12 protein-coding genes are annotated in these 14,412 nt (G+C 36.7%); all 12 read right to left on the bottom strand.

Annotated features, from left to right (window positions below):
- On the bottom strand, window positions 1-884 hold an 884-nt coding region (locus Q0L68_RS08745; RefSeq protein ID WP_296701796.1), incomplete at its 3' end, for a DUF4221 family protein.
- Window positions 885-932: 48 nt separating this feature from the next.
- Window positions 933-2,156 carry a hypothetical protein gene (locus tag Q0L68_RS08740; RefSeq protein WP_296701793.1) on the bottom strand — a complete coding sequence of 408 codons (1,224 nt, stop codon included), beginning with the start codon at window positions 2,154-2,156 and terminating at the stop codon, window positions 933-935.
- Window positions 2,157-2,166: 10 nt separating this feature from the next.
- Complete coding sequence (locus Q0L68_RS08735) at window positions 2,167-2,919, bottom strand: LytTR family DNA-binding domain-containing protein (protein WP_296701791.1); 753 nt, start codon at window positions 2,917-2,919, stop codon at window positions 2,167-2,169.
- Window positions 2,916-3,923 (bottom strand): sensor histidine kinase, encoded by a 1,008-nt coding sequence (locus Q0L68_RS08730; RefSeq protein WP_296701787.1) that lies wholly within the window; start codon window positions 3,921-3,923, stop codon window positions 2,916-2,918. Before Q0L68_RS08730 ends, Q0L68_RS08735 begins: the two co-directional genes overlap by 4 nt.
- Window positions 3,924-4,080: 157 nt before the next feature.
- Entirely contained in the window at window positions 4,081-4,725 is a 645-nt protein-coding gene (locus Q0L68_RS08725) for a hypothetical protein (RefSeq protein WP_296701784.1), read from the bottom strand.
- Between the two features lie 11 nt (window positions 4,726-4,736).
- Window positions 4,737-6,896, bottom strand: coding sequence for a TonB-dependent receptor (locus Q0L68_RS08720; protein ID WP_296701782.1), 2,160 nt, complete (start codon window positions 6,894-6,896; stop codon window positions 4,737-4,739).
- A gap of 178 nt (window positions 6,897-7,074) precedes the next feature.
- The gene (locus Q0L68_RS08715) at window positions 7,075-8,757 is read right to left on the bottom strand and encodes a DUF748 domain-containing protein (RefSeq protein WP_296701779.1); all 1,683 of its coding nucleotides are present in this window, start codon (window positions 8,755-8,757) and stop codon (window positions 7,075-7,077) included.
- A 57-nt stretch (window positions 8,758-8,814) separates the two neighbouring features.
- The gene (locus Q0L68_RS08710) at window positions 8,815-10,614 is read right to left on the bottom strand and encodes a M14 family metallopeptidase (RefSeq protein WP_296701777.1); all 1,800 of its coding nucleotides are present in this window, start codon (window positions 10,612-10,614) and stop codon (window positions 8,815-8,817) included.
- Between the two features lie 62 nt (window positions 10,615-10,676).
- Entirely contained in the window at window positions 10,677-11,507 is an 831-nt protein-coding gene (locus tag Q0L68_RS08705) for a sulfatase-like hydrolase/transferase (RefSeq protein WP_366938373.1), read from the bottom strand.
- Window positions 11,508-11,574: 67 nt separating this feature from the next.
- On the bottom strand, window positions 11,575-12,015 hold the full coding sequence (locus tag Q0L68_RS08700; protein WP_296701774.1) for a sulfatase-like hydrolase/transferase: 441 nt from the start codon (window positions 12,013-12,015) through the stop codon (window positions 11,575-11,577).
- A gap of 25 nt (window positions 12,016-12,040) precedes the next feature.
- Entirely contained in the window at window positions 12,041-13,378 is a 1,338-nt protein-coding gene (locus Q0L68_RS08695) for an acetylxylan esterase (RefSeq protein WP_296701771.1), read from the bottom strand.
- Between the two features lie 125 nt (window positions 13,379-13,503).
- Window positions 13,504-14,412: GMC oxidoreductase (locus Q0L68_RS08690; RefSeq protein ID WP_296701769.1), on the bottom strand; the 909-nt coding region annotated here is incomplete at its 5' end.

Below are 14,412 nucleotides of genomic sequence, written 5' to 3'. Positions count from 1 at the left end.
GCTTCTCGAAGATATACTTGAGACCTAGGATCATAATCTACCCATGTATATTTACTGCTGTTATAATTTGGAAGGAATGCGGTGTATTCACCTCTTTGTTCAGTTTTTCCTACTAAAAACTCCATGGAATCTTCAACTCCTGAAAAAACCCATTTCTTCGATTGAGGTGAGATAACCAATAAAGAATCGTCTGCAGGAAAAGAAATTAGGTGAAGCTTTTCAGTTTTATTGTAGCCATTTTGGTAACTGGCGAAGTTTGGGTCATCTACGAATTCTTTGTATTTAATAGGATATTTAAACTTAATATAATTGATAGAACTATCTATCGGATCAAACTCAAGAATCCAATCTTCGTAGTCTAGTAATGACTCTTTTAAAACAAAAGGTACATCTGGAATAAACACTTTTTCACCAATGTTCAAGGCTTTAGTTCCCGTAAGCGTATTATAATTGATCGCCAATCTTTCTTCAGCCCCCTCAGGCAAATCAAATCGCATTAAAACTTTTCCAAAATGATCGGCTCTTATGAGTTTCTGATAAGAAACAAACCAAGAAGAAGAATCATCCGTGAAATTGACTTGCAAAAAGTTCCCAATTCCATCAGGTCCTTCATTAAAATAGAATTGATCACGAATAAGTCTGCCTTCGGGATAACTGTATTTAAGAAACCTATGCTGGATTGAGGTAAGCAGAAATTCACCTTCTTCATTTGCTATAAAGTTAAAATTGCTCCCGAGAGATTTTGTAACTGTGTCTTTTTCCAAATACAGGGTGTCTAAGATTAATTCACTCAAATCGAAAACTTGAACTTCATGCTTTGGCTTTGGGGAGCAGGAAATTGCTATATAAAAAGTAAGTGAAAGAAAAAGAGAAATAGGTTTCATTTTTGAAGACAGAGTTTTCATAAAACAAAAAAAAGTTAACCAAAAAGTTTATTCCTTGATAAATGAAATCTCATCCCATTTTTTCCGATGCCGGATATCAGTTGGAGTATTGGAAAACAAGCCATAATTGACCATGACTTTCTCAATGAATATATTATAATTTCCAGGTGCTAAATGTGAAACATCAAAGGTTGTTTCATATACCTTCTGGTTCGTAACATGAATTCGGTTTCTTCTCCAACCCCCCGGGCTCAATTCTTCTTTGTTAATAAAAAAGCGATAAAGATCTGGAGTTTCTTCAAGAGAGTGCCAGCCCAAGGAATCCAGTCCCTTCATAAAATTTGAATTTAAATCTTTCAAGTACTTATCATCACCCTCATACCTAGCGATACCTAAATGAAGAACATCTCCTTTTACTATTTCTGTAGATAAAAAGGCTCGGGGATATCGATTATTTTCATTTTGAAATTCCGAATAAGAAAGTTCTTTTGTTGGCCATTTTAGCTCATTTTCCAATAGATCTGTTTCATTGAAAAATAAAGAAAAATCCCTTACATCATTAAAAATAAGAGGAGAGGAGAGGATGAAGATCCCAAGCCCATACAATAAGCTGAACCACTTGCCTAAATTACTTTGATAAATTACCCCGACAGAGGTCATTATAGTTTTTGAAGATTTTTGCTTCAACTTAGTTTTTTTGCCAATAAGGACAATTACCAAAAAAATTAAAATGCTGGCTATAAAAATTAAATAAATGATGAAAAAGCTGATGTTCAGGTAAAGATAAATTAATAATAAAACCCCTAAATAGGAGGTGAAAACCAAAATAACAAACACAAGAGAAATAGGGTACGCAAAGGTCATACTACATATTCTTTCCATCTTCAAAACCATTTCAGAAGGTTTTAGATATTCATAATGCTGGGATATTTTGAATAGGTTTTCTTTAATAACACCATTTGGAAAAGCATAGCTAAGTCCTAACAAACCTGCCCAAATGAATCTTAGAACCAAATGGACAACAAAAAATATTTTAAATACACTGATTACTGCACTTAAATAGAGAAGTACTAGCATTGCCCCAATAAAATGAAGTCCATACTCCTGGACTAACGTAGCAGAAAAGGCATATATTTTGGAAGGAAAAGCAAAAAGAAACGCTAGCGTAATACCTGAGATAATCACTTCGGGTTCCCAACTATTCCTTTGAAGATTTTCTAGCCAAGTCAGCTGTTCTTGCCTACGCTCCAAGTCTAAATTCTTTTCTTCCATAGTTTAGGTTTTAGCCATCCAACCAATTTTTAAAATCTGATACCTTTTCTCTGCTTATCAAGATATCTTCGTCTTGGCAGTTTTGCAATTTGATTTTTAGTCGACTGTTGGAATAAGTAAAAATATCTGAAATAGATTGGTAGGAACAAAGGTATTTTCTATTAATCCGAAAAAATTGGCTAGGATCTACTTGTGATTCTACCTGCTCTAAAGTTGAATCTAAAACATATTTTTTCCCTTCCTCGGTTTGTAAAAAGGTTACTCTTTCCTCGCTGAAAAAGAAGGCAATTTCCTTTGCAGAAATACTTTGAATTTTTTCTCCAAACTTAACCAAAAAGCGATTTTTATAAGTTTGTTTTTCTGAAGAAATAAGTTTTTGAAGTAATGATAAATCTAAATTCGGGTTTAGATTTTGCTGCTTGAATTTTTCAATTGCTCTTTTTAATTCTTCTGGATCTATTGGTTTTAGTAAATAGTCTATCGCATTGACTTGAAATGCCTTTATCGCGTATTGGTCATATGCTGTAGTAAAAATAATGGGTGTGGATAGTTTAATAGTTTCAAAGATTTCAAAACTTATTCCATCTGCTAATTGGATGTCACAAAAGATTAGATCCGGTGCTGTATGTGATTGAAACCAGTTGATAGACTTTTTCACAGTGTCCAAATCTGAAATAAATTCTGACTTCGGAAAATAATCCTCTAACAATTTAAGAAGTCTTTTTACTGCCGGTTTTTCATCCTCTATTAATAAAATTCTCATGATGATAACTTTAACAATGGGAGTTGGACTAGATATTCATTTTCTGTAACGGTGACAGTAATTTTCTTTTGACTCAAATGCTGATATCTCAGTCGGATGTTTTCTAATCCAATCCCTTTAGAGGGTTCATCTTTGCTGGATTTAGGTTGAAATGTATTACTAACCCAGAGTTCTTCACCTTTTTGAAGGATATTTATAAATAAAGGGTTTTCCTGACTTGCAATATTATGTTTGATAGCATTCTCTAATAAAAGTTGAAGAGAAAGTGGAGGAAGAAAAACTTCAGAAGTATTGGTGAGTTCAATTTTAAATTCAAGACTATCTTCAAACCTAATTTTCTGCAATTCCAGATAGTTTTTGGCAAAGGAGACTTCTTTTTCGAGTTCTACTATTTCTTCATTTTGAACGTCTAAAACATACCTGTATATCTTGGATAATTTTTGAATAAATGCTGCAGAGCGATCAGCGTCCTCATAGACTAAATTGGAAAGTGCATTTAATGAATTGAATAAAAAGTGCGGGTTTAATTGATCTTTCAATCCCTGATATTGACTTGCTAATTTTTCTGATTTTAATTTTTCTGCTTCAATAGCTGATTTTCTCCATTCCATCAACCAACTTCTCGTAGTAAAAATCGCCATGATTATTAAAGCAATAATCATTGGTTGTAAAGAAATTTTTGCAAGAAGCAACCAAGGAATACTTTCTATTTCTATTTGATCGGTAAGCAAAGAGAATATGAAAACGATAATAAATGCTACTACAAAAGCATAGCTCAAATAGGTGACTCCGGTAAATAACAATCTCTTTACTGGATGCTTTATCCAAGAAACTCTACTGTCATAATAGTTTTCTACGACATTTCCCCCGTAACTCATAGCTATGGTAATAGCTAATGCATAAAGGAAATCCGGGATTATGTTTATGATTCCATTCCAACTTAAAAAACATGAAGGGCAAAAAAGAATCATTAAAGTAAGAGCAATGCCAAAATTGATTAGCATGAATTTGGAGAAAGTTCTCCAAATACCGGACTGTATTTTAAAAATTGATTCCTGTGAATTACATTCCATAGAGTGAAAATAAATTAAAATGCCCCAATTGTTACCATCTCAAGTGAAAAGATAAAAATTAGAGCAATCTAAATTGTATCAAATTAAATTATTCACAACTTTTTAAAACTGCTTCAGCATTTTCTTTTCCCCAGGTAGGAAGGATATAAGAATCTGTAATTTTTGCCTCTTCTTTCTTAAAAAGATCTAATCCCATTCTTGCCATTCCACAAGCTTTCTCAGGACCAGAACCAAAAAACTGAGCCATTCCTAGCTCCATTTGCGCCATTAAAGTTACTGCTCTGGGATTCTCTCTGTCCAAGTTGATTGCTTTTCCGAAAAGCTGCATTGCCTTTGGACTCATTTCCTGGCCTCTTGATGCCGGGTCAACGCTTAATTTTCCCATGATTGCAAATCCATGAAGTGCCGTGATTTCCGAGTTTTCGGGAGCTATTTGATTTGCCTTAGTAATTAGATCCAAAGCCTGATTGAAATACTGATCTTTATCTACTTCAAAACGAAATGCTGCTATGATTTGATTATAGGCTGCATAATAGAGAGGAAGCCATTCTTCGTTTTTTGCTTCCGAAATTCGGATAAACCCATTGGTTACTTGTTGTGAAGTTTCAAGATTCGGAATAGATTTCATAGCCTTGATTTGCTTCTGCATTGCAGCTTCATATGCAGGATCTACAGCTTTTGCAAATGAAATCCAAATGAAGGCAAGTGCGATAGTTAAAATTGTCTTTTTCATGTTAGTAGTATTTATAGGTTGTTTAAATTATTTGCTGTTTTGTCTTTAGAAAGCGTTAGGAAAATCCCTAAGAATAAAAATCTGGGAGCCACTTGTCCTTGAGGAATTGACTCAAAAATTCCTTGAGAATTAGATTTTGGACTGAAAGTGTATCCGAATACATTGTCTCTGCCCAATACATTTGTACATGCTAAATGAATGATGAGATTTGGCTTCGGTAAGTAGCTCCAGGAAAGGCTCAGGTTTTGAAAGCTTTTTGTTTTAGAATTCATCTCAGAGTTATCCAAATTTGGATTCGTGAATGTATAGCCATCATTATAGGCAAAAGAAGCTCCTAATTGAGATTTAAGGGGCACGATAAAGTGCTTTACCACAATAGAGAGGTTGTGCTTAGGAGCGAAACTGGGTTGAACCTGGTTTTGAAATTGATTAAAACTTCTTTTGCTATCCACGAAACTATAGGTGATCCAATAGTCCGTGTTTTTAAAGGTTTGACGATCTCTGAAGAAAAAATCAATTCCTTTCGCGAATCCGGATCCCTCATTTTTGAGTTCCTCTGGATTATCAGGAAGTCCATCAAACGTTACCAGTTGATCATAGGACTTATAAAAGGTTTCTGCTCTAAATGTAAATCCCTCTTTTGAAAACAGATAATTTAGAATGAGGTGATTTGATTCTGAGTTTTGAAGATTTGTGTTCAAAACACGGAAGTTTTCGATAGGCAACTGATGAAAGCTACCTGCTGCAAAGGATAATTTCCCTTTTTCGTTTAGTTGGTAGGCTACAGAGAATCTTGGATCCAGCCAATTTTCTTTAGAAACTGAGCTTGTTCCGGCTCTCAGCCCACCACGGAAAACCAAATCCTTGTTTAGGTAGAAATCCCATTCTGTAAATAAATAAGATTCATGATCCTTATAATTTCGAACCCAGCCTTCTTTGACTAAAGTTTCTGAAAAGGGATGAATAAAGTGTTCAACTCCAAATTTTGCTGAAAGTTGATCTGTAAAGTCCTTGATGGAAGTTCCCTTCAAGTGGAGAAGCTCATTGCTCCGCTCAACCATCAGACTGTCATATGCTATATTATCCAGATTTTTTGAATAGGATATTCCAGTAAATACTGTCCAGTCATTCTTTAAAATCGTTCTCCAATTAGCCTGTAAATAGCTGTAATCATTTTTTAGGTCAACGAGTACTTTTCTATCAGTTCCAGGGAGTGGTTGCCAAAGGCTCATACCACCTGACTCTGTCCTAGCCATCACTTTGAGCAATCCATTTTTTCCTAATTTCTTTTGAGCGGCTAGTTCAACATCCCAACCATTTGGGGCAGCTTCAAAATCTATCTCTTGTTTGATCAAACCTTGATATGGACCCAAGTTGAAGTAGTTTGCACTTGCGGTAATACTTTGTTTTTCATTGGCGAGTGTATGAGAGTATCCACCGCCGATAGTCATCAAGCTGAGATCTCCTTGGCTGCGTATCGATAGGTCTTTTGTATTTAGTGCCAATGCTGAAGATAGAGCCTGACCATATTCTGCAGAATAGCCTCCGGTACTGAAAAATGTTCCTTTAAAAAGGTTTGGATTGAATCGAGTACGAGTAGGAACATTTCCTGCTGTAGTTCCATAGGCATTGCCTACTTTCATCCCATCTATATAAATTCCTACCTCGCTGGCATCACCTCCTCTAACGAACAACCTTCCGTCATTACCCACTGTGCTGGTTCCTGGGAGTGTTTGGAAAGCTCCCATAATATCCCCCATTGCACTAGGTGTGGTCACGATATCCAGTGGTCGCAGGATTACAGATTTGCTTTCATCAGATGCTTCCATGGCACCGGCAGAAATAGTCACGGCATTCATTTCCGTGATCTCCTCTGTCAATATAATAGTTGGCAATTCGAGTGTATTTTCAGAAAGAGAGATGGCCAGTTCTTTTGTCTTGTAGCCTAGGAACTGAAAAACCATAATCTGAAAATCTTTCTCTGAAGTACTGAATTTGAATATGCCATCAATAGTACTGCTGGCACCGTCATAGCTCCCTTTAATAAAAACATTTACACCAGGCAGCCCTAAACCTTTTTCGTCAAGCACTTTGCCACTTACTACGGTTTGGCCAAAGGTCGCACCGTTTAAAAGAAGAAAGTAGATAAATAAAATTGCCTTGGTTTTCATTTTAGTTCAGATATAAACCAAATATGAAGGGTGTAATCCACTATAAAAATTGAATCTGACTGAAGTGTAAGATTTGGATACTGAAGTGTAAAAAGGATTGACTCAAGTTTTCTATAAAAATTCTCTGAGAGCCAGGATTTTTTATAAAGTCTTAGAAGTTATCAAAAATGCTTTTAATTCAATTATTAGATTTCTCTTTCTTAGAGGTTTTACGCTCTTCCCTTTTTTCAACCCTTTCCTCTTTCTTTTCCGTCTTACTTTCTTTTGAGTGAGGCATAAGTTTGTGAGCAAGACCAGTAGGGATAGTTGCCAAAAGTCCATCTTTGGCACTAAGCCAGATAAGATTAATAGGTCCTTTGTAATGATCTCTTGTAGTCGAGTATGATAATTCCTGATAATGCTTATCACCAGGCTGGTGTTGTTTGTGGATAGCAAGATTTGCTATGGTACTAAGGAAGCCTTTTTTGTGATCTTCTGCGTTAAGAAGTTCCATTTTCAGATCTTTGTATTGCATTAAAAAATGATTGTCAGATGAATTGGCATTTGCTTCCATATTCAAATGAAGCTTTTGGATATTTCCAGATTCGATAGATATTCCTGCCAAATGATTTACGGTTTGATTCAACCTTCGCATGTCCATATTTTCTAATGTTAGGTCCGCATTCCATTTTCTTTCAAAATAATTTTCTTGAACGTCTAGGTTTAATTTTCCTGAATCATCAAAAATTGCAGAAACTTGAACCATGAGACTTTTTTCTTTTTGGACCTCTTCGATGGAAGATAAATTCATGATTAATCCACTGATTTCCGTTAAGGTAATTTTCCCTGGGTCGGTTTTCCCTTTACCAATTTCTGAATAAGTAATTTTGGAATTTTTAATTCTAAAGGAGTCAACCTCAATTGGAAACTCCAGGGCCTCTAATAAATATGAAAAGTCTTTCTTGATTTCCTTTGCCTTTTCTGGACGGTTTTTATCCTTTGAAATGTAGAAATCTAAACTATCGATTTCTATAGATCTACTAATTACCATAAGGGAATCATAAAATCTACTGTCAGTACTAATCCCTCTTAACCCGAGATGACCAATGTCAAATTCCATGATTTCCTCCTGCTGGGAATGTTTTTTTGCAAGTTCCTTCCAGTCCAAGTTTAATTTAAGACTTAACTGATGAAGATCCATTTCACCTTTTTCAAAATTAAAATCGTATGAACCCAAAGAAAGGACCTGATCTTCTGATAATTTGTAAATCAAGTCTTTGATTCCTATTTCTATATTTTCAAGTTGGAAAGGAATAGCTCTGCTTACCAAAACCGAATCAGTTTCCAACCCAGAAGCTAGGATTCTCAGTTCTCTAAATGATCCTAAAGTATTTGAGGTATCTTGATAATAAATACTTCCTTCTCCACCGATAAGGGAAAAGTTCATTATCTCACCTCGAGAAATGATGTCTTTAAATATACTTTGGAATGGTTTGGAGTTTTCGCTGTGTTTTTTAGGAAAGTCTTGGTGTATAAGAGTGAATTTTGGATTGATAAAACTTAAATTTTTAATAGAAATTTCTTTTGAAAAAAGATAGGACAGAAAGCTGATTCCCTCTAAAGAGGCTTTTTGAACACTGCCATTGATAATGGTGGAAGCACTATCAGAATTTAAAGGAGTGATTTTGAGACTTAGTAGTTCAATATTTCCTTGAAAAAAACTTAAGCTTAAATCATCAAATGTTAAATCGTATTTCCTTTCCGGATTACTATTGATGGTGCCTTCAAACTTGTTTTCCACCCAGGACTTTAAAACTGTGATGGCAACAAAAAACAATAGCAATAAAGAGCCTACAACAATTAAAACTTTTTTTAGTCGCATGGATTTTGGATTAATTTTCAATTTAAATAAAAATCCGACTCTTTATTATTCAAAGTACTACCATTCTCTTCCCACCGGAATTACTTTCCAGTTCTGATCGATATATTGTGTCTGTTCATAAAACCATCGATAAATTCTTCTTGGAGATTTGGCAAATGTTTCATCTTTCGCCTTTTCTTCCTCAAATCTCTTTTGTAGATCCGGATCATTTTTAAGCATTTGTTTAGCCATCGGCTCCATGACATAGGTCTCCATATACTCAGTTTGTGACAAAATCGTATTGAAATATCCCCACTGAAAAAAGCTGTCTACGGACTCAGGTTCCATTAAAATAACGGCAAGTTCGCCTAAGGCTTGCTTTGTTTGCACACGAACAGATCCTGGCTGCATCCATACTTTTCGATATTCTTTTTCTGAATCAAAGGATTGAAATCGCATCTTTCCTTCATATGGTTGGCTGACCATTTTGAACTCGGTCACTTTAGAAAATTCCAGATTTACCTCTTTGGCTTCTTCTAAAACTTCCATTTCAATTCCATGCTCTTTGATCTTTTGGATCACTTCAGGCCATTCTGCTGGAATCCAATACGCTTTGGGAACAGGAACCGATGAGACGGGCTTATCCATTAATATACTGGGAACAATTTGTGTGATTGCCTCCCCCTTCCAATCTACAAACTCATTTCCAGTAAGATCCGAGGTGATCTTCTCTGATCTAATACCCAAAAATTCTACAGAGTCTGCAGGAGTATCACGGAAGCCATATTTCACGATGACGGACTCCATGGATTGGTCCTGATCTGAGGAAATGGCTTTTTGAAGCTCACTGAAATGGTCCCCTACAGATTTTATAGCTTGCTCTAAAAATACATAGGTTCCTAAAACGCGTTGCTCATAAGGTTTTAAGGAATGATTTTCAATTAAAATGGAAGGCAAATGGCGAATATCTCCATACGTATGAGAAAACCTTGGACTAAAAGAAAATGCAATATTCCCTTCCGTAAAATCCTGGCCATTGGCTGCGAAAAGTAATGGGCCTGGAATGTGTCCTTGATCCCTTAAGGCCTGATCCACTTCAGGCTTGAATTGATTAGCAAGCCAAGATGAAATTTCTGGTGAATAACCTCCCGTTTCCACAAACCCATAAGTCACGTCATATTGGTAATCTGCACCGTCTGTAACATGAATATCTATATAAAGATCCGGATCATAAGTGTTGATAACTTTTGCAATAGCTTTTACTCCTGCGGTTTCCAGTTTAGTATAATCTCGATTTAAATTCAGATTTTGGGCATTAGTTCGCCAGCCCATTACTTTAGGGCCACGTTGATTGACTCTCCCATACTCACTTTTCCTCTCATGCCCATCCACATTAAGAATTGGGATAAAGAGTAGGTTTGCGTAATCTAAAAGCTCTAATTTATCACCAACGTTGATATCTCTTAACAACATCATTCCGGCATCTTTCCCATCAATCTCACCAGCATGAATTCCAGCTTGGAATAAAATCAATGGCTTTTTAGATGTGGATAACTCATCAGCAGTAAAATCCTGATCTTTAGAAACCATCACCATTTGTATAGCTCTTCCTTGCTCACTGACACCAATTGAATTAATGGCTATGTATGGAGAACTTTCACTTAATTTTTCTAACCATGCCATAGTTTCCTCATAGCTTGGAGTTTCCGTTAGGCCTGTGAGTTCGCTGGGTGTTATCCAAGGGTTGGAGGAGTCCACGATCAAGCTTTTGCTTTTTCCATTCCAAGGAAGAAGTGGAGGAAGAAAATCCTGGGCAAAAGCTTCAATTGAAAAAATGCTTAGGCAAAAGAGAATAAGATATTTATTATAATTTTTCATGCGAGGAGTTTAAGCTTTCAATATCGAAAGGAATCGGAGGTTTTGGTAATAAATTTGAAAGACTATTCGTTTTGAGAAGAATATTCAGGGTTCTTAGTTTCTGGAATAGGTGCTCCTGTTTTTGCCCACCATTCCTTCAGAATTTTCAAGAGTTCATCTTTTTTCTCAGGCAAAATTGTAGATAAGTCACTACTTTCCGAAATATCATCTTCCAGATTAAACAATTCTACTTCATTATTTTCGAAGTAATAATGAAGTTTCCAATTGCCGTAACGCATCGCCGAACCTGGCCTTGTTCTAAATATAGGATCTCGGGTTTCATTTTGGCCATATTGATAGGCCTCTAAATAAATTGGAAAATGCCAGAAAAGAGCCCTTTGAGTTAATTCTTCTTTTCTTTCCAATAAAGGCATCAAATTTTCTCCATCGAGGGATAAACCTTTTTGATCTATTCCTGCAGCTTCCAAGATGGTTGGAAAAATATCCAGATTTGAAATCAAAGATTGATTCTTTGTGGCTTTTTGAATTTTACCATCCCAAATGAAAAAGAATGGAACTCTTATCCCGCCTTCATAGTAGCTGCCTTTACCGGATCTCAAGGGTTGTTGGTCCGTAATTCCTTTTAGTCCCCCATTGTCCGAAACAAAAATGATTAAGGTATTTTCAAGTTTTTGGTTTTGCTTTAAAGCTTGAAAAAGTAATCCGATGTTTCTATCTAGGTTTTCAACCATCGTTGCGTATTCAGCATTCGATTGACCCAGATGGGATGATTTCCCCTCATATTTAATCAATAATGATTGAATGGGTTGGATAGGAGTGTGAACTGCATATGGGGAATAGTATAGAAAGTAAGGCTCCTCGATCTTAGACATCTCTGCAATGGTTTTTTGCATAATGGCATCTGTGAGGTATTGCTCGTTTTCCGAATCAAGATTGACATTTCCATAGGGAGGATAGTAGCTAGATGGAATTACTGAGGTGCCACTTGCCTGCAGCGATACTTTTATATCCAGCTTCCTTTAATTTTTGGGGAATGATCAGATGTTCTTGACTTAATGTTGTAGTATTCTCTGTTGGAATAATTTTTCGGTCTATTGATTTGCCTCTTTCGGAAGTTCCAACTGTATAAATCCCATGTCTTGGGCTCCATTTCCCGGTCATCATAGAAGCTCGGCTGGGAGCACAATTTGAAGCTGAGGAATAGCCCTGAGTAAAAATCATTCCCATTTTTGCCAGGCTGTCAATTGTGGGGGTTTCATAAAAATCACTTCCCATAAAACCTAAATCCCTCCAACCCATATCATCAATATTAATCAGGATAATATTCGGCTTTTTTTGAGATTGGGAAAAAGCAAAGGGTATTAATAAAAAGTAAAGAGAAGTCATTAAAATCCTTTTCATAGGGTTCTCTTAAAGTATTTTGAAACTAGTAATTCAAATATTTTCTGGCAAACTCGATAAAATAATCCCAATTGGGTCCTTCTGTATGGCCGCCGTCGTGTTGTCTAAATACCAGATCCCCATCTAAAAGCCCCACATTGGTGCCAGGATATTGATCAGTTTTCAACCCTTCTTTCCCTAGAAATTCATAGACTGGACTGGCCGCTACGGTAGTTTTAAACATCCCAACTGCATCAATCCAATGTCCCTCGACTTCAGGGTCACCGCTAGAAATGAAAACAGGTCTTGGCGCACAAAGCGCTAGCATTTCATGTGCATCAGTAGGGAGATCCATTGGAGTCAAAGGACCTGCATATTTGATGAAATTGGGAGTGAACCAGTGATATTCTCCTGAAGATGCTAGGTTTTCTACTTGTTCCCCATATACTCTTCTATAAATTTTCGTACCACCTGCACCTGAGGAAGAAATCATTCCAATGGCGAATCTGGATTCATCAACCATTGCTACTAATGCAGCTTTACCGTACCGGGATAGTCCTTCAATTCCAACTTTTTTAGCATCCACTGTTGGATCAGTTTCAAAATAGTCCAAAGCCCTACTTGCTCCCCAGCCCCAAGCACGTAAAGTTCCCCAATCATCTAGCTTTCTGGGTTGACCTTTATTGACAAGTCCAATGATTCCAGCCCTTAATCCTGCTCCGTTGTCAGCTTGAAAACTTGTTGGGATCAACATGGCGAAGCCCCAACCTTCAGCGAGCATTTTTTCCTGCCAGGTGGGACCAGTTGGTTTTGGTCTTTGCATACTTGCTGGCCAAACCCAACTGAATTGCATGATTAACGGAACAGGATTCACCGCTTCTAAAGGGGTAGCCATCATCATTTCGATATCTACCTGAATTTCTGGATAGGAAGAGTTATCCACATGTCCGATCAACTTTTTAAATCTTGCCGGAATTTCACCAAATAGACTATCTTTTTCCTCAATTATCTCCCAATCGACACCTGGGATCTTCTTTGGCATTCTTCCATATACTTCAGTGGCAAAGTGTTCTTTAATTTCTTCCCGCCTTTTTTTCCAGTCCTTTTCACTTTTAACTGGTTTTCCATTGTCAAAAATCAGGGGGTCAGGTAAACTGGTGTAAGGAGTTGCAATAGATTCATTCTTATTGGCAGCGTTTGGAGCTGATGGGTTGCCGGATGGTCCGGGTCTTAATGACTCAATGCCCAATTTCTCCATCATGAGTTGATGATCTGCCTGGCTTAGTTTAGAAATACTGTCTCGTGCTTCTTGGGACATCTGTCCATAGGTCTCTAAATTGACTAAGAATGGAATAGCAAAAAGTAATAAGGCTGCCTTTTTCATTGACGAGGATTTTTGGGTTGAGTATGAACTACACAATGTACAAAAAAGGAGAAGCTTAGGAATTAAAAACAAAGTGTCAAATAGCATTTCAAGAATTATTTTACTTAGAATACAATCCTTTGCTATTATTTCAGAATAAGGTCAGATGCTCTCTCTCCTATCATAATGCAAGCGGCATTGGTGTTTCCAGAAACAATAGTGGGCATAATTGATGCATCAGCTATTCTTAGATTTCTAACACCATGAACTTGAAGTCGATCATTGACCACAGCTAGAGAATCAGAACCCATTTTACAGGTTCCAACCGGATGATATATCGTCTCAACAGATTTTTTTATATGATCGATAATACCTTCTTCAGATTGATTTGGAGGAGTGATAATGGTTTTTCGATAAGGGTCAAAAGCTGAAGATTCAAGGATCTTTAGTGCTTTTCGAGTTCCTCTGATAAGGGTATCCCAATCCTCTTTTTCAGTCAGAAAATTCGGTTGAATCAAAGGTGGAGCTTTAGGGTCGGAAGATTGAATCGTGACGAAACCCTTACTTTTTGGCTTAATCAGGCTTGGCAAAATGGTAAAACCATCTGTTGTAGGGAATGTCGATAGATCATGAAAATCTGTTTTATAATCTGATCCAACTTGCATCGGGGCAAAGTGCAACTGGAAATCAACACCTTTACCTCCCTTGGAATTGAAAAAGGCAACCGCTTCAAGTGGACTACAAGTCATGGCTCCTTTTTGGCTTAAGAAAAGCTGGATCATTCCTTTTACTTGAGCAAATAATGGAATATGATGATTGAAACCTTCTTGCGTTTTGCTAAGTGCAGAGCAGTTGAAAAAGAGGTGGTCCTGAAGATTTTTTCCTACTCCTGGTAGATTGATTTTGGCTTGGATTCCAAAATTTTGAAGTTCGCTTTTATCCCCTATTCCGGAAAGCATCAGAATTTGAGGAGATTGGAATGCTCCAGCAGAAAGGATTACTTCTTTGTTTGTTAATATCCGTTCATTTCTACCTTTCCGATTGATTACCTCTAC

It is taken from the genome of Algoriphagus sp., assembly GCF_024642405.1.
In the GTDB taxonomy this organism is placed as follows: domain Bacteria; phylum Bacteroidota; class Bacteroidia; order Cytophagales; family Cyclobacteriaceae; genus Algoriphagus.
This window is presented reverse-complemented; position numbering and strand designations above follow the sequence as displayed.

What these genes read in the sequence shown, in the direction of transcription:
- Q0L68_RS08740 (WP_296701793.1), bottom strand. Translation starts at nt 2,156, where the DNA reads ATGGAAGAAAAGAATTTAGACTTGGAGCGTAGGCAAGAACAGCTGACT.
- Q0L68_RS08735 (WP_296701791.1), bottom strand. Translation starts at nt 2,919, where the DNA reads ATGAGAATTTTATTAATAGAGGATGAAAAACCGGCAGTAAAAAGACTT.
- Q0L68_RS08730 (WP_296701787.1), bottom strand. Translation starts at nt 3,923, where the DNA reads ATGCTAATCAATTTTGGCATTGCTCTTACTTTAATGATTCTTTTTTGC.
- Q0L68_RS08725 (WP_296701784.1), bottom strand. Translation starts at nt 4,725, where the DNA reads ATGAAAAAGACAATTTTAACTATCGCACTTGCCTTCATTTGGATTTCA.
- Q0L68_RS08720 (WP_296701782.1), bottom strand. Translation starts at nt 6,896, where the DNA reads ATGAAAACCAAGGCAATTTTATTTATCTACTTTCTTCTTTTAAACGGT.
- Q0L68_RS08715 (WP_296701779.1), bottom strand. Translation starts at nt 8,757, where the DNA reads ATGCGACTAAAAAAAGTTTTAATTGTTGTAGGCTCTTTATTGCTATTG.
- Q0L68_RS08710 (WP_296701777.1), bottom strand. Translation starts at nt 10,614, where the DNA reads ATGAAAAATTATAATAAATATCTTATTCTCTTTTGCCTAAGCATTTTT.
- Q0L68_RS08705 (WP_366938373.1), bottom strand. Translation starts at nt 11,507, where the DNA reads ATGCAAAAAACCATTGCAGAGATGTCTAAGATCGAGGAGCCTTACTTT.
- Q0L68_RS08700 (WP_296701774.1), bottom strand. Translation starts at nt 12,015, where the DNA reads ATGAAAAGGATTTTAATGACTTCTCTTTACTTTTTATTAATACCCTTT.
- Q0L68_RS08695 (WP_296701771.1), bottom strand. Translation starts at nt 13,378, where the DNA reads ATGAAAAAGGCAGCCTTATTACTTTTTGCTATTCCATTCTTAGTCAAT.